Genomic DNA, 19710 nt, shown 5'->3' with positions numbered 1-19710 from the left:
CCGCTCGGGTCCGGTCGGGGACCGTACGAGGTCCGTGATCAGGCGAGCTTCGCGGCCAGCCATGCGTCGAACACCTCGACGACGATCTCCGCCTGCTCGGCGGCTCGGGCCCGGTCGGCGTACGTCAGCCAGTTCACGACGAAGCCGTCCGTCAGGGTACTGAGGACATAGCCGATCTGGTCGATCGTCCCGGGCGTGACGTCCTGTCCGGCGGCGGCTCGCGCGAGGATCGACCGCACGACGTTGAACGCCTCGTTGTAGACGGTCACCGCCGGGTGTTCTTCCTGACGCTGTGCCCAGCTGATCAGCTCGAAGCTCGCGGACGCGAATTCCGAATCGGACTCGAGGTACCAGTTCAGGAGTCCGCGGAGGATCGCACGCGCGGTCGTGACGAGGTCGCCGTGCACGTCGTTCTCGATCAGAACCTCGCGGTACCGCTCCGTCAGCCTCTCGAAGACGGCCGCGAACAGCAGCTCCTTGGTCTGGAAGCAGTAGTGCAGCGTGGCCAGCGGGGCGTTCGCCTGCTCGGCGATACGGCGGGTCGTCGCGCCGTCGACGCCGTGGCTCGCGATCACTTGGATGGCGGCGTTCACCAGGTCGTTGCGTCGCTCGGCCGCCGGTACGCGTGCCACATCTGCCCCCTGTCGAAGTTGGACGTTTGATCAAGTCGACACCCAGGCTACCAGGCGGTTTGTCCACATCGACGGACTCCACAGCTCCGTCCGAAATACTTGTTCATATGACTTGATCGCATGACCGAGATAAACCAGCATGACTCTCACCCCCACGAAGACCCGATGCCGTCCCGGCATCGATTGGAGGATCGGCCATGTCGAACCCAGCACTCGCTCGCATCACCGCCGGCACGTCCCCCGAAGAGGCGGTCGGGATCATCCTGCGAGACGGCGGGGTGATCGTCGAAGGGCTCTTCGACGAGGCGACGGTCCAGGGCCTCAGGGCCGATCTGGATCCCGTGCTCGACGCGGTGGACACGGGCCACGACGAGGTGTTCGCCGGCAACCGCACGCGCCGGGCGAGCGGCCTGTTCGCGAAGACCGAGCACATGGTCACCGTGGCGCTGAACCCGCTGTACCACCGGGTCGCCGAGCTCATCCTCAACAAGCCGATCGACGTCTTCTTCGGAGAAGAAGCGGTGCCGCACCCCGCGGGAATGCACATCGGCGGCACGATGGCCATCAAGATCGGCCCCGGCCAGGGCGCGCAGCCGCTCCACCGCGACGACTCCGTCTGGCTGTGGCGGCACCCGGAATACCGGCGCGAAGCCCGGGTCCAGATCATGGTCGCGGTCAGCGACTTCACCGCCGAGAACGGCGGAACGCTGGTGATCCCCGGGTCGCACCTCTGGGACGACCACCGGGCGCCCCGGCGCGAGGAGGCGGTCCCCACCGAGATGAAGGCGGGCTCCGCGCTCATCTGGATCGGATCGACCTATCACGGCGGCGGCGAGAACACGACCACGGACAGCCATCGCTTCGGGCTTTCGATGGGCTGGGACCTCGCCTTCCTCCGCACGGAGGAGAACCACTTCCTCACGTACAACCTGGAGCAGATCCGGAAGCTCCCGGAAGAGATCCAGCGAGCCCTCGACTGGTCGTCGGAGCACTACCTCGGCTGGGCCGAGGTCGCCGGCCAGATGTCCGACCCCTTGGACCTGCTCAAGCGGGACGACTACACCTCCCTCGACGCCGGCCTGCCCACCACGCTCTGACGAGGATCAAGGAACCGAGGAAAATGGCATTCAGAGACCTTCTTTTCCTGCTCGCCGACGTCTGGATGATCGTCGTCGGGTTCACCTTCGGGTGGAAATTCATCCGGAATTTCAAGAACTACCTTCTCGGCCTCGAATGGATCATCGTCGCCACCTCCGGGTCGAACTTCCTCGTCTACGCGCTCGCGGGCGCCGACGAGACGAGTCCCATGTACACCGTCGCGTACTTCTTCGACCAGTTCTCCCGGTCGGTCGGCATCACGCTGATCCTCGTCATGGGCCTGATGCAGGTGACGCACCGGTACAAGCCGTCCGTGCGGACGGACGTCGGGGTGTTCGTGTTCGCCGCCGCGGTCGGACTCTTCCTGCTGTTCTTCAGTGAGCGGATCGGCGTGGGAGTCGCGATCTTCCTCATCGTGGTCAATGTTCTGACCACCCTGTTCCTGATCTACTTCGCGAAGCGGCTCTGGGCGATCGGCGCGAAGGGAATGGCGCTCGGCGTGAGCCTGGCGACCGCCGCCGCATGTGCCATCGCCTGGACGTACGACTTCGTCCACATTCCGGGTGACGACGCGGCGCACACCCTCTTCTACATCGGCGCGCTGAGCACCTGGGGATTCCAGATGTTCACCTACTACTTCGCCTACCGCGCCCTGCACAGGCACAACGAGTCGGTCGACGCGGAGCCGAACCGACGCGAGCAGAGCCCTGCCGGGGCCGGGGAGCAGTCGTGGTCGTGAAGGAAACGCCCTCGCGAGAGGGAGGCGCGGCCCCTCGCCGTCCGCAGCCAGCCGTCGGGCCCGAGCAGATGGGAGAGGACCCGTCCGTCGCGACGCTGACCGGGTTGCTGGCCGAGCGCGCGCGGCGATCACCCGATCGGGAGTTCCTGCGCTTCGGCGACGGGTCCTGGACCTTCGCCGAGATCGACGCCTGGACCTCCAGGCTGGCGCACCGGCTGATCGAGGTGGACGGCGTCCGGCCCGGCGACCGTGTCGCGATCATGCTCCCGAACATCGTGCACTGGCCGGTCGTGTGGCTGGCCGCGCTGAAGGCCGACGCGGTGGCGGTACCGGTCAACTCCTCGTACAAGCGGGCCGATCTCACCTTCCTCCTGCGGGACTCGGGAGCCCGGGTCGTGTTCACCGATCACGAGCGGGCGGGTCTCCTGAAGGAGGTCACCGACACCGAGACCGATCTGGCGGACCTGCGCGTCGTCGACGTCGCCGCGGACGGGTCCGCGCCGTTCCCGGCGACCGCTCCGGCGGTGCGCCCCACCGCCGGGACCCTGGCGAACCTGCAGTACACCTCGGGCACCACCGGTTTCCCCAAGGCCTGCATGCTCACCCACGACTACTGGGTGCGGCTGGGCTGGACCTGCGCCGCGGTGACCGGCCTCGGGTCCGACGACGTCCTGCTCACCGCTCAGCCGTTCTCCTACATGGACCCGCAGTGGAACACCGCGCTCGCCCTGACGACCGGGGCCCCGCTGGTCGTGCTGCCCCGGTTCTCCGCGTCGGGCTTCTTCGCCGACGTCCGCCGCCACCGCGCCACCTTCTTCTACGTGCTCGGATCCATGCCGACGCTGCTCTTCAAGCAGCCGCCGCACCCCGACGACCTGGACAACCAGCTGCGCCTGGTGCTCTGTTCGGGCATCCCGGTCGGGATCCACGCACAGTTGGAGGAACGCTGGGGCGCGCCGTGGCGGGAGATCTACGGCATGACCGAGACCGGCGTCGACCTGTTCGGTTCCGTCGACGACGCGAACTCCGTGGGGAGCGGGAGCCTGGGGCTTCCGGTGCCGACGAAGCGGGTCCGGGTGGTCGATCCGCAGGGAGTCGATCTGCCCGACGGCGAGCCCGGCGAGCTGATCGTCTCGGGCAGGCCGATGATGCTCGGCTACTGGAACCGTCCTGAGGACACCGCCCGCGTGTTGCGGGACGGCTGGCTGCACACCGGCGACGTCGTCGTCCGCCGGCCGGACGGGGGCATCCAACTGGTCGGCCGGATCAAGGACATGGTGCGTCGCGGCGGCGAGAACGTCGCGAGCGCCGAGGTCGAGGCCGCTCTCGAACGTGACGAGGAGGTCGTGGCCGCCGCCGTCGTCGCCGAACCCGACGAAACCTTCGGCGAAGAGGTCAAGGCCTTCGTCCAACTCGCCGCCGGGGTGCCGGCCGACCGTACGACCGCCGCGCGGCTCGTCGACCGGGCCGGCCGACAGCTCGCCCGTTTCAAGGTGCCGCGCTACGTCGAGTTCGTCACCGACTTCCCGCGGACGCCGTCCGAGCGCGTGTCCAAGCCGGCGCTCAAGGCCCGCGCCGCGGCCGAGCCCGGCGTCACCTTCGACCTGGGCGCCCGGCGCGGCTCCGCCGACGCACCCGCCGCCCCGTCCCCCACCCCGTCCACGGACGTCCTCGACGTCGACGTCGTACGGGGCGTGGCGGTGCTGACTCTGCGCCGTCCGGAGAAGCTGAACGCCCTGGACGTCGCCACGCGACGCCGACTGGCCCAGGTCATACGGAAGTTCGGGGCCGGCGAGAGCGTGCGCGGCATCGTGCTCACGGGTGAGGGCCGGGCGTTCTCCGCCGGCGAGGACCTCCAGGCGCCGCCCACCTCGTACGAGGAGATGCGGGAGGCGTTCGAGACCTTCCACGACATCACCCGCGCCGTCGTGGAGACACGGGTCCCCGTCGTCGCGGCCGTGAACGGCCTCGCGGTGGGCGGCGCCTCGGAGATCACCCTCTGCTGCGACGCACGGATCGGCAGCCCGGCGGCGGAGTACTACCAGCCGGAGAACGGCCGGGGCATCACGATCTCGAACGCGTCGAGCCTGCTGCTGACCCGGCTCGTCCGGAACCACGCGATGCGCATGGTCCTCGGCTCGCCGCGGATCGGTGCCGAGGAGGCCCTGCGGATCGGCCTCCTGGACGAGATCGTCGCGCCCGGCGAACTGGTCGACCGCGCGGTCGACCTGGTCGTCGAGTGGACGCCGGAGAACAACACGACGGCGCTCCACCTGGCGCTCCTGCGGCCGCGGCTCGACGAGATCGAGCAGGCCTTCGCCCGTGAGGACGAAGCCGCGCGGGAGACCTGGGAGAGCGGGGTCTTCAGGGCGGGCGTCGAAGGCTTCTGGAACACCAAGGGCACCGGCAAGTAGCTCCGGACAGGGGCCGGTACGGCCCCTGTCCGCAAGGAACGGGTCGGCACGGCCCCTTCCGCAACGAACGGGTCGGCACGGCCCCTTCCGCAACGAACGGGTCGGCACGGCCCCTTCCGCAACGAACGACAGAGGAGAAGACGTGATCGACACGGAGGCCGCGGTGCTCACCGCGGTGAACGAACCGCTCGAGATGACCGCGATCCAGGTGGACGATCCCGAGCCCGACGAGGTGCGCGTCGCGGTCTCGCACGTGGGCCTGTGCCACAGCGACCTGCACTACATGACCGGCACGGTGCCGATCGGCCTGCCGGTGGTGGTGGGTCACGAGGTGGCCGGTGTGGTCGAGGCGGTCGGCTCCGCGGTGACCGGCCTGCGTGTCGGCGACCGTGTGGTCGGGGCGCTGACGCCGTCGTGCGGCCGGTGTGTCAACTGCGAGGCCGGCCGGTCGACGCAGTGTCGGCGCGTGGCGGAGGTCCGTCGTCGACCGCGTCCCGCGTTCCAGCTGACCGATGGCAAGCCGGTCGAGCGGCTCGGCGACGTCGGCGCGTTCTCGCGACACACCCTCATGCGGGAGAACGCGCTGGTGAAGCTGGACGACGCGGTGCCGCTGCACGTGGGGTGCCTCCTGGCGTGCTGTGTCATCACCGGCGTCGGCGCCGTCTTCCGCGGTGCCCGGGTGCGCCCGGGAAGCACGGTGGCGGTGATCGGCTGCGGCGGCGTCGGGTCGGCCATCGTCCAGGGAGCCAGGCTGGCGGGGGCCTCGGCCGTCGTCGCGATCGACCTGGACGAGGCGCGACTGGAGGCCGCCCGCGGCTACGGCGCGACGCACGTCGTGAACGGGGGCGCCGAGGACGTCGCCGCGGAGGTCCGGAAGCTGTTGGGCGACGGGGTCGACTACGCGTTCGAGGCCGTCGGCTCGGCGCGCACCGCGGCCACGGCGCTCTCGGTGGTGCGGGAGACCGGCACCGCGTGCCTGGTGGGCATCGCCCCGGAGGGCACCGAGCTGAAGGTGCCCGCGTCGGACTTCTTCTTCGGCGAGAAGCGCCTCATCGGCTCGTACATGGGATCGGGTCAGGTGCGCCAGGACATCGTCCAGCTCGCGCGCCTCTACCAGCAGGGCCGGCTGCTGCTCGACGAGATGGTCACGCAGGTCATCCCGTTCGACGAGATCAACGAGGGCTTCAAGGCGATGCGCGGCGGCGACGTGACGCGCGTCGTCGTCGACCTCCAGGCCTGACCGACAACAGACACAGAGGTGACCCACATGTCGAACGGCGAGACGCCGGTCCCCCAGCCGGTGAACTACATCGCGGACGCCTGGAGCGACTGCGAGACGGTCCGGGGCGAATGGAACGTCGACCCCAACACCCGGGAACCGGTGCACCGCGCGGTCACGACCGGATCCGAAGACGTCGAGCGGGCGCTGCGGCACGCCGAGCGCGTGTACGGCGTCGGCCGGTGGGACGACGAGGCCCGCCAGGAGCGTGCGGACGTGCTCGAACGCGTCGCCGCGCTCATCGAGACCCGGGCCGAGGACATCGCCCGCACGGATTCCCTGACCAGCGGTGTGCCGATCGGCGTCACCCGGAAGGTGGCGGCGTTCCTGCCCGCCAGGATCCGGGCGACGGCGGCGGACCTGCGGGACATCCCCCGGGTACGGGCTCTGGCGGCGGGCGGCCGCGACGTCCGCCTGTACAAGGTCCCGTGGGGGCCGGCCGCGATCCTCACGCCGTGGAACGGCCCGAGCTTCATCCCCGCGGCGAAGGTCGTGAGCGCGGTCGCGGCGGGCTGCCCGGTGATCCTGAAGCCGTCGGAGCACGCCCCGGGCAGCGCGCAGATCGTCGTCGAGTGCTTCGTCGAAGCCGGGCTGCCCAGCGGGGCGCTGCAGCTCGTGCACGGACGGGGCGACGTGGGTGCCGCACTGAGCGGTGACCCGCGCGTCAAGGTGCTGTCGTTCACCGGTGGTCCGGCCGCCGGCCGGGCGATCGCCCGGGCCGCCGCGGAGGACTTCAAGGTCCTCCAGCTGGAGCTCGGCGGCAACAACCCCGCGCTCGTCCTGGACGACGCCGACGTCGAGGTCGCCGCCGACGGGATCTTCGAGGGCATGACCAAGCTGAACGGCCAGTGGTGCGAGGGACCGGGCAAGGTGCTCGCCCACCGGAGCCTGGTGGGGCCGCTGCTCGAAGCCCTGACCGAGCGCATCTCCAAGGTCGTGATCGGTCACTCGCTCGACGAGGGCACCGAGGTCGGCCCGATCTCGAACGCGCCGCACTTCGCGACGCTGGAGAGCCGGATCGAAGGACTGCGCGCCCTGGGGGCGAGCGTCCACCGGCCGGCCCGGCTGCCCGAGCTCGACGGGTTCTTCCTCTCGCCGACCGTCGCCGCCGGGGCCGACCCGGCGAAGGCCACCGCGGAGCTGTTCGGTCCCGTGGTGTCCCTGCACGCCGTCGATTCCGACGAGGAGGCGCTGCGCCTCGCGAACGCCCACCCCTCGGGACTCGACGCCTATGTCTTCGGCGGCGACACGGAACGCGCGATCGAGGTCGGCTCGCGCGTGCTGTCCGGCGAGGTGCGGATCAACGGCGCCAAGGTCGCCGACCTCGGCGACGATTCCGCGCAGAGCTTCTGGGGACCGTCCGGCATCGGCGGTCACGGCCCGGCCGAGTCGGTGCGCGTGTTCTGCGGTGACCGGGTGGTCGGAGTCGACTCGCCGGACCTTCCGCTGTGAACCGCGCCGCTGTCGTGTCCGGGACGCGGGAGAAGGACGCGGCGGCCGAGAGCTGACGTCTTCGACCCATCCGTCGGGACACCCGATGACCGAACCCAGAGCCGCTGGAGAACCACCTTGCTGAACCTCTCGATCCTCCTCGAAGACTCCGCCCGCACGTTCCCGGACCGGGACGCACTCGTGCTCGGTCCGACCCGGCTGACCTACCGCCAGGTCGACGAGGCGGCGAACCAGGTCGCCAACCTACTGGTGTCCCGGGGCGTCCGGCCCGGCGACAAGGTCGCCCTCAGCTGCCCCAACCTGCCCTCCTTCCCCATCGTCTACTACGGCGTGCTCAAGGCGGGTGCGGTCGTGGTCCCGCTCAACGTCCTGCTCAAGGGCCGCGAGATCGCCTACCACCTGGACGACGCGGACGTCTCGGCGTACTTCTGCTTCGAGGGAACTCCGGAGCTGGCCATGGCCGCGGAGGGCCGTGCCGGATTCGAAGAGGTCGGGACGGTCGAGCACTTCTTCGTCATCACCGCCGACCACGAGGCACCCAGCCCGATCGCCGGAACCGAGACGCTCGGTCAGGCACTCGCCGGCATGAGCACCGTGTTCGAGTCGGTGGTCAGGGAGCCGACCGACACCGCGGTCATCCTCTACACGTCGGGAACGACGGGACAGCCCAAGGGCGCCGAACTCTCCCACGCGAACACGATGATGAACGTGCTGGCCAACAACCGGTTGTTCCGCAACGAACCGGCCACCGACAGCCACGCGGTGTGCCTTCCCCTGTTCCACACCTTCGGCGCGACGGTGCAGATGCACGCGGGGTTCTCGGTCGCGGCGACCCTGCACCTCGTGCCGCGCTTCGCCGCCCGTGAGGTGGTCGAGCTCATGAGCCGCGAGGTCATCACGTTCTTCGCGGGTGTTCCGACCATGTGGTGGGGGCTGCTCAACGCCCTCACCGACGACGTCGACGTCCGTCGGATCGCCGACAACCTCCGGATCGGCATCTCCGGCGGGGCGGCCCTGCCGGTCGAGATCATCAACCGGGTCGAGCAGCGCCTCGGCGTCACCGTGCTCGAAGGGTACGGACTGTCCGAGACGTCGCCCGTCGCCACGTTCAGCGACCCCCGGCTCCCGTCCCGACCGGGCTCGATCGGCGTTCCGATCTGGGGCGTGGAACTGAAGCTGATCCGACCGGACTGGACGGAGGTCACCGGGGCCGGGGAGGTCGGCGAGATCGCGATCAGGGGCCACAACGTCATGAAGGGCTACTACAACCGCCCGGAGGCGACGGCCGAGGCGATCCGCGACGGATGGTTCCGCACCGGGGACCTCGCACGACGCGACGAGGACGGCTTCTACTCCATCGTCGACCGGGCCAAGGACCTCATCATCCGCGGCGGTTTCAACGTCTACCCCCGCGAGGTCGAGGAGGTGCTCCACACCCATCCCGCGGTGAGCCTCGCGGCGGTCATCGGCGTCCCGCACCACAGCCACGGCGAGGAGATCAAGGCCTTCGTGATCCCCGAGAAGGACGCCGCCCTCACCGCCGACGAGCTCGTCGCCTGGGGCAGGGAGCAGATGGCCTCCTACAAGTGCCCCCGCATCGTCGAGATCGTGTCGAGCCTGCCGATGACCGGCAGCGGAAAGATCCTCAAGCGCCGGCTGGCCTGAAGCCGAGCCGCTGCCCCATACAACACCGAGCAAGGAACCGTGAGATGAAGACGGACAACGTCGAGTACACCACCTTCACCGGATGGGTCGACCCGCCCGGCGACGTCCGGTCCGCCCTGGAAGAGGACGTCACCTGTGAGGTGGTGGTCGTGGGCGGCGGCCTGGCCGGGATGTCGACGGCGCTGCGGCTGGCCGAGCGCGGCCAGGACGTGGTGCTGCTGGAGGCCGAGTTCTGCGGCCACGGCTCCGCCTCGCGCAACGCCGGACAGCTGGCGGGTGCCCCGGGCGGCGACATCCAGTTCCTGAACATCCTCTACCCCAGGAAGTTCCCCGGCATCGTCCGGTTCGCCGAGAACTCCGCGCACTTCGTGGAGCGCCTGATCGAACGGCTGGACATCGATTGCGACTACGAGGCCACCGGCAACGTCTGCGCCGCGGTGTCCCGTGGGCAGATGGGCCGCGTGCGTCGCGTGACCAAGATCCTGCGGAAGGCCGGTGGGAAGGTCGAACTCGGTACGAGTGCGGAGCTGGGCATCCCCCGCGGATTCCTCGGCGGCTTCCGCGAGTCCGTCGGCGGGATGATGAACCCCGGCAAGTTCAGCCTGGGCATCCGCCGCGCCGTCCTCTCGTCCAGTGCACGGGTCTTCGAGCGGACGAGGGTCACCGACATCAAGCGGGACGGCGATCACGTCACCGTCGAGACACCCCGGGGCGTGGTGCGCGCGAAGAAGCTCGTGCTCGCGACGAACGCCTTCGGCGGCGAGTTCGCCATCGCTCCGAAGCGGCTCTCCGTGCCGATCTGGGTCACCGAGGTGGAGACCGAGCCGATCGATCCCGCGCGCCTGGCCGCGCTCGGCTGGACCAGCCGGTCGGGGGTGGTCACCCAGCACAACTTCATGGAAAACTACCGGCTCACCTCGCGCAACACGATCGTGTTCGGCGTCCGTCGGATCCAGCGGGGGAAGAGCTACCCGCTTCCTCTGAGGAAGCCGGACGAGGCGGTCGTCGCCGACCTGGCACGCGGCTTCGAAACCCGCTTCCCCGCGCTGGCCGACGTCGCGGCCGCTCGCGCCTGGGGCGGATGGATCGGGATCACCTCGTCATGGCTCCCGCTCGCCGGCGGGATCGGCGAGAACATCTTCTACTCGGTCGCCTGCAACGGCCACGGCCTGGCCCAGGCACCGTACCTCGGCTCGCTCATCGCCGACCACATCGTGGACGGAGAACAGCACGAGGACCTGAAGGCGCTCTGGGTGAAGAAGTCCACATTCCCGCGCCCCATGATGATGGGCGCTCCAGGGCTGCGGACCATCTGGGCCGTCGACCGTTTCAACGACCTGATCAACGGAAGCCGGCGGAACGCCCGACGCGGCGCGGCCCCGGTGAACTGACCGGGCCCGGTGACGAAGGGCGGCCCTCAAGCAGGCTCTCCGCCGCGCCCCATGGCCTCGGGACGCGGCGGAGAGCCATGCCGGTCGCCGAGAAACGCGGCCGTGAGAGGACGGGGTTCATCCGTGCTCAGCACCGCGAAATCTGATGGCAACTCAGGAAGGTTCCATGCACTCTCACTTCCCCCCGGCGCCACCCGGTCGCCCACCGACGCCCCATGCTTCAGGAGGTGCCCCCCGGTCGTACCGCGGTGAAGGTCTCCGCGCAGCCGTGCATCGCACCCAACGCAGATTCCTTGTCGTCAATGCGGTGCCCCTCGCCATCGGCATCGTGCTGTTCCCCTTCACGGGTCTTCCCTCGGCGCGCGTGTACGGGCAGCTCACGACGGGCGTGCTGTGGGGCGTCCTGCAAGGCGGCCTGTTCGTCGCCTCCACCTGGTGGTACGAGCGTCGGTCGACGCGTCTGTGCGATCCCATCGAGCAGTCCCTGACCTCCACCCTGCCCCGGGCCGGGACGTCGGACGCTTCCTCCGTCGCCCACTCCCGGCGGTGAGGCGGATGACCCTGCACACCTTGAGCTCGGGCGACGTCGACCCGATCGGTGCCGATGCCAGAGCTCCGGTGATCGTCGCCTTCCTGGTCTTCATCGGTCTTTCCCTCCTGTGGATCTTCCACCTCGTCACACAGGAGGACCACCCGGAAAAGCTCTACATCGCCGACCGGTCCCTCTCCCCCGTCTTCAACGGGTTCGCCATGGCGGGCGAGCAGATCTCGGTCGTCACCCTGCTGGCGATTCCCGGGGCCATCACCCTGTTCGGCTACGACGGGTTCGGGTATGCCGTCGACATCCTGATCACCCTCGGCGTCACGCTGCTCATTTCCCAGAAGGTACGCAACAGCGGCCGGTACACCCTCGGCGGCCTCTTCTCCCTGCGCGCATCGGGAACGGCACCCCGAATCGCCGCGACCGTCGTGACGATGACCATCGCGATCCCCCTCCTCCTGATCCAACTGCGCGCGGTCGGCATCAGCACGGCGCTCGTGATCGGCATATCGACCGACGAGGCCCAGGTGGCGTGCACGGTACTGGTGGGCTGCCTCGTCGCGTGCTTCGCCGCGGTGGCCGATCTGCGAGGCACCAGCTTCCTGCACGTCGTCAAGGTGCCCGTCACGCTGGTGACGCTGGCGGTGCTCACCTTGCTGGCCCTCCATCGATTCGCGTGGGACCCCGGGCGTCTGCTGGCCGCCGCGGTGGACAACAGCGTGGCGCCGGACGCGTACATGAGCCCGGGGCTGTGGCCGTACACGGCGGGGCTCGGACCGCTCAACGCGTTCGGCGACCACATGGTCGTGATCCTCGGTACGGCCGTGGCGCCTCACCTGCTCCTGCGCGTCAGCGCGTCCCGAAGCGGGCGCGCGGCGCGACGGTCCATGGGCATCGCCGTGGGACTGGTCGGCGTGTTCGCCCTGCTCCTGATCACGACGGGTTTCGCCGCGGCGGCCGTGGTGGGCAGCAGGGTGATCGGCGCGGTCGACGGCAACGGACAGTCCGCCCCGGTCCTGCTGGCCTCGGGCGTGCTCGGTGACGGCTCGACGGGACGCGTCGTGCTCATCACCGCCATGGCGTGTGTCGCCTTCCTGGCCGTCCTGTCGACCACGACCAGTGTGGCCTTCGCCGCCGCCGTCTCCTTCGCCCACGACGTGTTCGGCCGGAGCAAGCGCCTTCGCACCGGCACCGGAGAAGTGCCGGCGCTCCGTCTGACCGTTGTCGTCCTGTGCGTCGTGGGCCTGTCGCTGTCCGCCGCCACCCATCGTTACCCGGTCGACTTCCTGGTCACGTTCTCGATGAGCGTCGCGGCGTCGTGCGTCTTCCCCCCACTGGTCTACTCCTTCTTCTGGCGCAGGTTCCATCGCAAGGGACTCCTGTGGTCCGTCTACGGGGGACTGGCGCTCTGCACCACGCTCATGTTCTTCTCGCCCAGCGTCTCCGGAACCGCCTATGCGCTGTGGCCGGAGGCGAGCTTCGACTGGTTCCCGTTCCAGACCCCGGGTCTGTTCTCCGTGCCGGCGGCCTTCTTCCTCGGTTGGCTCGGCAGCATCACCTCGCCGGATGATGCCGAACCCGATTTCCCAGCCGTCGAGTACAGGCTCCTGACGGGGCAGGAGGTCGAGCAGGGGCGCTGATCCGAGATCGGCTGTCCGTGACGCGGCGCAGCGCGCCCCCGAGCGGTTTCCCGGGCCCGGCCCCTTCGCCTCGACGGGGCCGGGCCCGCTCCTCGGGCTTTCCGTGCTTCACCGGGACCGGGAGGTCGCGTTCGCGCCGAGGGTTCGTCAAGTCGACTACTGTCACACGTTCTTCATGCTCCGTGCATGGTCCGGGTGCGGCTCCCCCGCGCATGATCGGCAGGCGCCCCGCCCAGGCCCACCCGCACCCGAGGAGCAGTCCCCCATGCCAAGTCGCCGTACCTTCCTCGCCGCATCGACCACGGCACTCGGTCTGACCGCCGTCACCGCCACCGCCGCCGGGTCGGCACAGGCGGTGTCCGCGGTGGCGGTCCCGGGCACCGCGGACGGCTCCGGCACCCGGCTGCCGAACATCGTCGTCGTCCTCGCCGACGACCTCGGCTACGGCGAACTCGGCGCCTACGGCCAGAAGCTGATCTCCACTCCCCGCCTGGACCGGCTCGCCGCCGAGGGGCTCCGCTTCACCGACGCCTACTCCACCGCCGCCGTCTGCGCACCCTCCCGCTGCTCCCTGCTGACCGGACTCCACACCGGCCACTCCACGGTCCGCGCCAACCCCTCCTCCGGTGGCCAGGGCTCGCTCACCGCCACCGACACCACCTTCGCCCAGGTGCTGCGGGCGCGCGGCTACCGGACCGCCGTGATCGGCAAGTGGGGCTTCGGACCGGAGGCCGCCGGCCAGGACAGCCATCCGGCCGCCCGCGGCTTCGAGGAGTTCTACGGCTACATCGACCACACCCACGCCCACGAGTACTACCCCGAGTACCTCTGGCACAACGCGGTCAAGGAGCCCATCCCCGCCAACGCCGGCGGCGCCAAGGCCGTGTACGCCCCCGACCTCCTCGAACAGCGCGCCCTGGAGTTCATCGACACCCACGCAGCCGAACCGTTCCTCCTCCTGCTCACCCCGAACGTCCCGCACGCGCCCAGCGACATCCCCGACACCAGCGCCTACGCCGACCGGAGCTGGACGGCCGCGAACAAGGGGCACGCGGCCCAGGTCTCCTACTTCGACTCACTGGTCGGCAAGGTGGTGGACCGGCTCCGCGCCCTCGGCCTGGAGCAGGACACCGTCGTCCTCGTCACCAGCGACAACGGCCCCCACGAGGAGGGCGGGGTCAACCCCGACCTGTTCGACGCCAACGGCCCGCTGCGCGGCTACAAGCGCAACCTCTACGAAGGCGGCGTACGCGTCCCCCTCGTCGCCTGGGGCCCCGGCCGGGTCCGGCAGGGCACCAGCGACCGCCCCACCCCGCTGACCGACGTCCTCCCCACCCTCGCCGAGCTCGGCGGCGCCCCCGCCCCCACCGACGTGGACGGGCTCTCCGCCGCTCCCCTGCTCGCCGGCAGCCCCGACTCGGCGCGCCATGGACACCTGTACTGGTTCCGTGACGAGCTGGGGGTCACCAGCCGGGCCAACGCCCAGGACAACAAGCGCGCCACCTGGCTCGCCGAGGCGGTCCGCAGGGAGAACTGGAAAGCCGTGCGCTTCGCCCCCGAACGCGACCACGACCTCCCCGACGACAAGTGGCAGGTGGAGCTGTACGACCTGGCGACCGATCTCGGCGAGACCCGCAACGTCATCGACAAGAACCCCTCCAAGGCCGCGGAACTGGTGGCGCTGATGCGCTCCTCCTGGAAGGACACCTATCCGCGCACACCGTTCGGGACCCGCCTGACGTTGCCCCGCCTGGCCGTCCCCGGCCAGGCGTTCACCGTCACCGCCACCCTGGACAACGGGTCCGCACGGCCCTGGACCACCGCGGCGCTCGGCCTGCGCGCCCCTGCCGGATGGACCGTGACCTCCGCCTCCCCGTCCACGGCCGAGGAGCTCGCCGTCGGCGCCCGGCTCACCGCCTCCTGGCAGGTCACACCGCCCGTGGACGCCGCCCCCGCGACCTCGTGGGAGCTCACCGCGGAGGGCACCGCCCTCACTGCGGCCGGCCCGGTCCGCTACCCGGCGACGGGCACCGTCCCGACCCCGCCCCCCGCCCCCACGCGCGACTCCTACCTCTCCGACCTCACCTGGATCAGCGCTACCAACGGCTGGGGGCCGGTGGAACTCGACGCCTCCAACGGCAAGAACGCCGCCGGAGACGGCCCGCCGATCGCCTTCGGCGGTACGACGTACCCCAAGGGTCTGGGGGTCCACGCTCCCAGCGACATCGCCTACCACCTCGGCGGCGGCGGCGTACGGTTCACGTCCCTGGTCGGCATCGACGACTTCTCCGCCAAGCAGAGCACCCTCGGCGCCACCCGCGCCAAGGTCTACGGCGACGACCGCCTGCTCCTCACCACCTCCACCCTCACGGCGGCCACCGGCCCGGTCCGGGTCGACCTGGACGTGCGCGGCGTCCGCGTCCTGCGGCTGGTGGTCGAGGACGCCAACAACCGCACGTCCTACGACCACACCTCCTGGGCCCTGGCCCGGGTCACCGTGTCCTGACCTTCCGCGCCCACGCTCCAGAGGCCGTTTCGGATCACTCCGAAACGGCCTCTTCCGCATCGGTGCACTGCCCGTCCTCGGCCGCGTACGAGGACCAGGTGGGCGCACCACCGGTGCCGGTGCCCTGCTTCCACCGCTCCAGAGGAGAACAGGTGAAGCGGAACCGCCGTTCCACGTACAGCAGATGAAAATGAGGGCGCCGTGATGTCCCCGCCTCGGCCACGCCATCGAGCGCGCGAGCCGGGCTGGTCCCCGAAAACGATCGAGGGGCCGTTTCAGATTGCTCTGAAACGGCCCCTGACCTGCGACTCTTTCGAGTCGGGACGACAGGATTTGAACCTGCGACCCCTTGACCCCCAGTCAAGTGCGCTACCAAGCTGCGCCACGTCCCGGTGCTCGTCTCCGCGGGGTTTCTCCCGCGTCGCCGTGCAGGGAAAACATTACCTCACTCCGGCGGGTGGGATGACACACGGGCTGTCACGGCCTGCGGGGTGAGGGGGTCGACGCCGCAGGTGGCGGCCAGGGCGGTGGCTTCGGCGAGGGCCTCGGCGGAGCCGGTGGCGTGCGCGAGGTCGAGGCGGGCGCGGGCTTCCTCGTAGCGGGACGGCGACGCCGCGAGGTGCTCGACTGCCCGCTCCAGGAGGCGGCGGGACTCGGACGGGTCGGCGAAGAGGGCCAGGCAGCGGAGGGCTTCGCCGAGGGCGGTGTGCGTGCCGAGGCGCTCCGCGTGGGCGTGGGCCTCCTGGGCGATCCGGGCCGCGCGGTCCGGGTCGGTGGGCGCGGGCCAGGTCGAGCGGCCAGGGTGCCCAGACGATGTGGTGGCGACCCCGGACGGTAAGGGCCTCGGCGGCGCCCTCCAGGGTGGACACGGCCTCCTCGACGCGGCCTTCGGCGAGCAGCAGTCGGCCGAGGACGCTGGGGCCGTCCGGCAGCACGATCGCGCCCGGCCAGGGCGGGCCGAAGGAGTACCGGTCGGCGACGGCGCGCGCCTCGGCGGTACGGCCCCGGGCGACGAGGGTGTCGACGAGGAGGCAGGCGGTGTCCCAGTGGACGGGGAGGCCGTCTCCGACGCGGTCGGCCAGCCGGAGTCCCTCCTCCAGGTGGTGCTGCGCGCGGGGCAGGTTGCCCCGGCGCCGGTGGACCAGGCCCAGGAGGGTGTGGGCGAAGGCGAGGTGGGCGCCGCTCCAGCCGGAGATCTCGAAGGCCCGGACCGCCTCGGTGAAGAGGGCCTCGGCCCGGTCGGGGCGGTCCGAGAAGGCGTACGCGATGCCGGTGAGGGACGGGATCTCGAAGCCCCACTCCTGATCGGTCCAGCTGAGGCCCCGGGCGGGCGCGCCGTCGACGAGGGCGCGGTCGCAGAGCCGTACGACCTCGGCGGCGGGTTCTCCGCGCATCATCGCGTCGAAGCCGCGGACGGTGATGAGGGCCCGCTCCGAGTTGTCGGCCCCGGTGAAGCCCGCGGTGAGTTCGGCGAGACGGCGGGAGCGGTCCGGGCCGTCCGCCTCGGCGGCCTGGAACCCCTCGTACATGAAGTGCGCGGCCTGGAGCCGTCGCCGGCCGGTGCCGGGCGATGTCCGGGCGTGCTCGACGGCGGCGGTCCGCGCGGCCTCCTGGAGCTGGTTGTTGTGGGCGAGGGCCTGGACGAGCCTGAAGGTCGCGTCGAGGCGCAGGTCGTCGTCGAGGCCGGGCAGTTCGAGCGCGGAGCGCAGGTGGCCGACGGTGGCGGCGGGCGCGGTGAGCAGGGAGGAGCAGCCGAGTTCGTACAGGACCCTGGCGTACGTGTCGGGGCCGGGCGGTTCGATGAGGGCCCGCTCCAGGCAGCGGCGGGCCGCGTCGGGGGCGCCGACGGCGAGGTGCTCGACGGCGGCGGCCCGCAGCCGGCTCACGACGTCCTGGTCGTCGTCGGGGTGCACTTCGAGGAGGTGGCGGGAGACGGCGGCCGCTCCGTGGCCCGCCTGGGTGAGCACCCAGGCCGCCTGCCCGTGCATGGCGGTCCGCCTCGCCGGGGGCACGGAGCCGTACACGGCGGTCGCGATGAGCGGATGCGTGAACTCCAGCGGAGGGACGGGCACGAGGGCGAGGCCGTTCCGGCCGGTCGGCGGCGCCGCCACGATCCTGGCGGCCCGGAGGAGTTCGGTGTACTCGGCGACCTGCTTCGCGCTCATGCCGGTGAGGGACACGAGGAGCTCGGGCGTGCTGTCCGTGCCGAGGACCGCCGTCGCCCAGGCGAGCTGGGTCGGGCCGCTGCCGAGTTCCTCAAGGCGGGCGACGAGTCCGCCGTCGCGGCTCCCGGCGCCGAGGTCGCGGAGGAGGCGGGCGGAACCGGCGACGGGTTCGAGCATCCGGTCGCGGGCCTTGGCGAGCAACTCGACCGTCTCGTACGGGTTGCCGGAGGTCACCGTCCACAGTTCGCGGCAGAACGGTTCGTCCGCGTGCTCGCCGAGGGTCTCCCGGGCGAGTGCGGCGGTGGCCCCGGTGGTGAGGGCGTTCAGGCCCAGGGTGAGGACGGCGCGGCTCGCGAGCGCGGCGAGCGTCGCGGACGGGCCGGGGCCCTGCGGCTCGCGCACGAAGGGGCGGTGGGCGAGGACGACGAGGGCGGGCAGCCTGCCGTCGTGCCGGGTCCGGGTGAAGGCGTCGAGCCACGCCAGGGATTCGGCGTCGGCCCAGTGGACGTCGTCCACGAGCAGCACCGGGGGCCGGTCCCGCAGCCGGTCCGCGAGGCGGTCCAGGAGCCGGGCGAGGCCGAGCAGGACGCCCTGCGGGTCGGCGGGCACGTCCGAGGACGGCGGGGCGATGCCCAGCGCGGGGGCGAGCAGGTCGAAGTGGTCGCCGAAGAGCTGCCGCACCTCCTCGTCGTCGAAGCCGTCCAGGGCGGGCTGGAGCAGTTGGCGGGTGAGGTGGAAGGGGACGGAGGTGAGGGTCTCGCCGCCGCGGGCGGTCAGGACGGTGCACCGGTCCCGGGCGGTGCGGTGTATCTCGGCGAGGAGCGCGGTCTTCCCTATGCCCGCGTCGCCCCGGTAGACGAGGATGCCGCCGCGTCCGGGGCCTCCGGCTCTGGCGCCGGCGACGAGTTCGTCGACGGCGTGGGCGGCCGCGGCGAGCTCCGGGCCGCGTTCGAGCAGCCCGCCCCGCTCCGCGTCGGAGACGTCCGGCGCGAACGGCGTTGCGGGCGGCGACTGTTCGGGTTCCGTCGGCACCGGTGACTCACTCCCCACACACGAACTGTTGGCATGACGCGTCCGGCACCACCCGCGCGGATCGGAACAGTGCCGGACCGACGAGCCTAGCGCTCGTGATCGTCCGGGGGGCGACAATGGACGGGTGAACCGGACAACGGGTGACCAGGAGGGACGCGGCGGGGCCGGCGGCAGGGATCGCGACGGGACGGGACGCGCCCGGAGCGCCCGGCCGCGCGACGGGCTCGGGCGTCCGCTGCCGTACGGGGCGGAGGGGGTGCCGCGGCAGCCCGAGGGGGTCGTGCGCCGCCCCGACGAGACCCTGCGCGAGGCGCAGCGGCTGCTCGACGCCGGGATGCCCTTCCACGCGCACGAGGTCTTCGAGGACGCCTGGAAGTCCGGCCCGGAGGCGGAGCGGGACCTGTGGCAGGGGCTCGCCCAGCTGGCCGTCGGCCTGACGCACGCGGCCCGCGGCAACGCGGCGGGCGGCGCCCGGCTGCTGCGCCGGGGCGCCGGCCGACTGACGGGCGCGGGCCCCGTTCCCGCCGACGCGTACGGGATCGATGTCGCCGGTCTCGTGGCGTGGGCGCGGGGGTTGGCCGAGCGCACGGAGGGCGGGGGCGGGGCGGTGGACGCGGCGACGGAGGCGCCCCGGCTGCGGACCGGAAGCCGTTGACCGGCCGGTTCGCGGTCCGAGGTTCGCCAGGCCCTAGCCGGCCAGTTCGCGTCGCAGTACGGAGGCGTGGCTCACGGACGGGTCCTTCGCGGCCGTCAGGAGGGTGACCGTCTCCCGGGCGGCGAGGTCCCGGAGCCGGTCGAGCGCCGCGGCGGCCTCCGGGGCGTCGAGCTCGGCCTCGTAACGCCGGCAGAACTCCTCGTACTCGCCCTCGGGGCCGTGGTACCAGCGGCGGAGTTCGGTGGACGGGGTGAGCGCCTTGGGCCACTCGTCGACGCGGGCGTCCGTCTTCTTGAGCCCGCGCGGCCAGAGCCGGTCGACGAGGACGCGCACCCCGTCGTCGGGTGACGGCTCCTCGTAGACGCGGCGGACGCGGACGGCGGGGGTGCGTGCGGCGGCCATGGCTCCAGGGTGCGGGACGGAACCGGGCCCCGCCTTCCCCGACGCGCGGGGCGGGGGCGTGCGGGGCGGCGCCCGCTCCGGGCGACCCGCCGACCGGTG

General features: G+C 71.3%; 13 protein-coding genes, 1 tRNA gene and 1 pseudogene. 11 read left to right on the top strand and 4 right to left on the bottom strand.

Going from position 1 to position 19710, the window contains the following annotated elements; all coding sequences use genetic code 11:
• Positions 1 to 38 precede the first annotated feature (38 nt).
• Positions 39 to 632, bottom strand: coding sequence for a TetR/AcrR family transcriptional regulator (locus tag ACIGW4_RS13220; RefSeq protein ID WP_359590435.1), 594 nt, complete (start codon positions 630 to 632; stop codon positions 39 to 41).
• Between the two features lie 197 nt (positions 633 to 829).
• Here ACIGW4_RS13220 and ACIGW4_RS13215 point away from each other — a divergent pair, with 197 nt between their 5' ends.
• From ACIGW4_RS13215 to ACIGW4_RS13170, 10 genes are all read left to right on the top strand, one after another.
• Positions 830 to 1729, top strand: a complete 900-nt coding sequence (locus tag ACIGW4_RS13215; RefSeq protein WP_399580227.1) for a phytanoyl-CoA dioxygenase family protein — start codon at positions 830 to 832, stop codon at positions 1727 to 1729.
• 23 nt (positions 1730 to 1752) lie between these two features.
• Complete coding sequence (locus tag ACIGW4_RS13210; RefSeq protein WP_359590437.1) at positions 1753 to 2469, top strand: transporter; 717 nt, start codon at positions 1753 to 1755, stop codon at positions 2467 to 2469.
• A gap of 68 nt (positions 2470 to 2537) precedes the next feature.
• Positions 2538 to 4883, top strand: a complete 2346-nt coding sequence (locus ACIGW4_RS13205) for an AMP-binding protein (RefSeq protein ID WP_399580225.1) — start codon at positions 2538 to 2540, stop codon at positions 4881 to 4883.
• A gap of 142 nt (positions 4884 to 5025) precedes the next feature.
• On the top strand, positions 5026 to 6123 hold the full coding sequence (locus ACIGW4_RS13200; protein ID WP_399580221.1) for a Zn-dependent alcohol dehydrogenase: 1098 nt from the start codon (positions 5026 to 5028) through the stop codon (positions 6121 to 6123).
• Between the two features lie 27 nt (positions 6124 to 6150).
• Positions 6151 to 7614, top strand: a complete 1464-nt coding sequence (locus ACIGW4_RS13195) for an aldehyde dehydrogenase family protein (protein ID WP_399580218.1) — start codon at positions 6151 to 6153, stop codon at positions 7612 to 7614.
• A gap of 117 nt (positions 7615 to 7731) precedes the next feature.
• Positions 7732 to 9279 (top strand): long-chain fatty acid--CoA ligase, encoded by a 1548-nt coding sequence (locus tag ACIGW4_RS13190; protein WP_399580216.1) that lies wholly within the window; start codon positions 7732 to 7734, stop codon positions 9277 to 9279.
• Between the two features lie 44 nt (positions 9280 to 9323).
• The gene (locus tag ACIGW4_RS13185; RefSeq protein ID WP_398709339.1) at positions 9324 to 10670 is read left to right on the top strand and encodes an NAD(P)/FAD-dependent oxidoreductase; all 1347 of its coding nucleotides are present in this window, start codon (positions 9324 to 9326) and stop codon (positions 10668 to 10670) included.
• A gap of 307 nt (positions 10671 to 10977) precedes the next feature.
• Positions 10978 to 11220, top strand: a complete 243-nt coding sequence (locus ACIGW4_RS13180; RefSeq protein WP_398709341.1) for a hypothetical protein — start codon at positions 10978 to 10980, stop codon at positions 11218 to 11220.
• A gap of 5 nt (positions 11221 to 11225) precedes the next feature.
• Entirely contained in the window at positions 11226 to 12851 is a 1626-nt protein-coding gene (locus ACIGW4_RS13175) for a transporter (RefSeq protein ID WP_399580213.1), read from the top strand.
• Between the two features lie 265 nt (positions 12852 to 13116).
• Positions 13117 to 15357 (top strand): sulfatase-like hydrolase/transferase, encoded by a 2241-nt coding sequence (locus ACIGW4_RS13170; protein WP_399580210.1) that lies wholly within the window; start codon positions 13117 to 13119, stop codon positions 15355 to 15357.
• Positions 15358 to 15675: 318 nt separating this feature from the next.
• Here the strand turns inward: ACIGW4_RS13170 and ACIGW4_RS13165 are convergent.
• Positions 15676 to 15749 (bottom strand) — tRNA-Pro (locus tag ACIGW4_RS13165).
• Between the two features lie 53 nt (positions 15750 to 15802).
• Positions 15803 to 18479, bottom strand: a pseudogene (locus ACIGW4_RS13160) (ATP-binding protein).
• 199 nt (positions 18480 to 18678) lie between these two features.
• On the opposite strand from ACIGW4_RS13160, the gene ACIGW4_RS13155 reads away from it, so the two are divergent.
• Positions 18679 to 19209 carry a DUF309 domain-containing protein gene (locus tag ACIGW4_RS13155; protein WP_398709345.1) on the top strand — a complete coding sequence of 177 codons (531 nt, stop codon included), beginning with the start codon at positions 18679 to 18681 and terminating at the stop codon, positions 19207 to 19209.
• Between the two features lie 33 nt (positions 19210 to 19242).
• On the opposite strand, the gene ACIGW4_RS13150 is transcribed toward ACIGW4_RS13155, so the two are convergent.
• Positions 19243 to 19611: a DUF488 domain-containing protein gene (locus ACIGW4_RS13150; RefSeq protein WP_123456386.1), complete on the bottom strand. Its 369-nt coding sequence runs from the start codon at positions 19609 to 19611 to the stop codon at positions 19243 to 19245.
• Between the last annotated feature and the right edge of the window lie 99 nt (positions 19612 to 19710).

The sequence above is a fragment of the Streptomyces sp. NPDC053513 genome (assembly GCF_044544765.1).
Classification (GTDB): Bacteria; Actinomycetota; Actinomycetes; order Streptomycetales; family Streptomycetaceae; genus Streptomyces; species Streptomyces litmocidini.
Note: the sequence above shows the minus strand (reverse complement) of the source record. Positions and strands in the feature narration are given on the sequence as shown.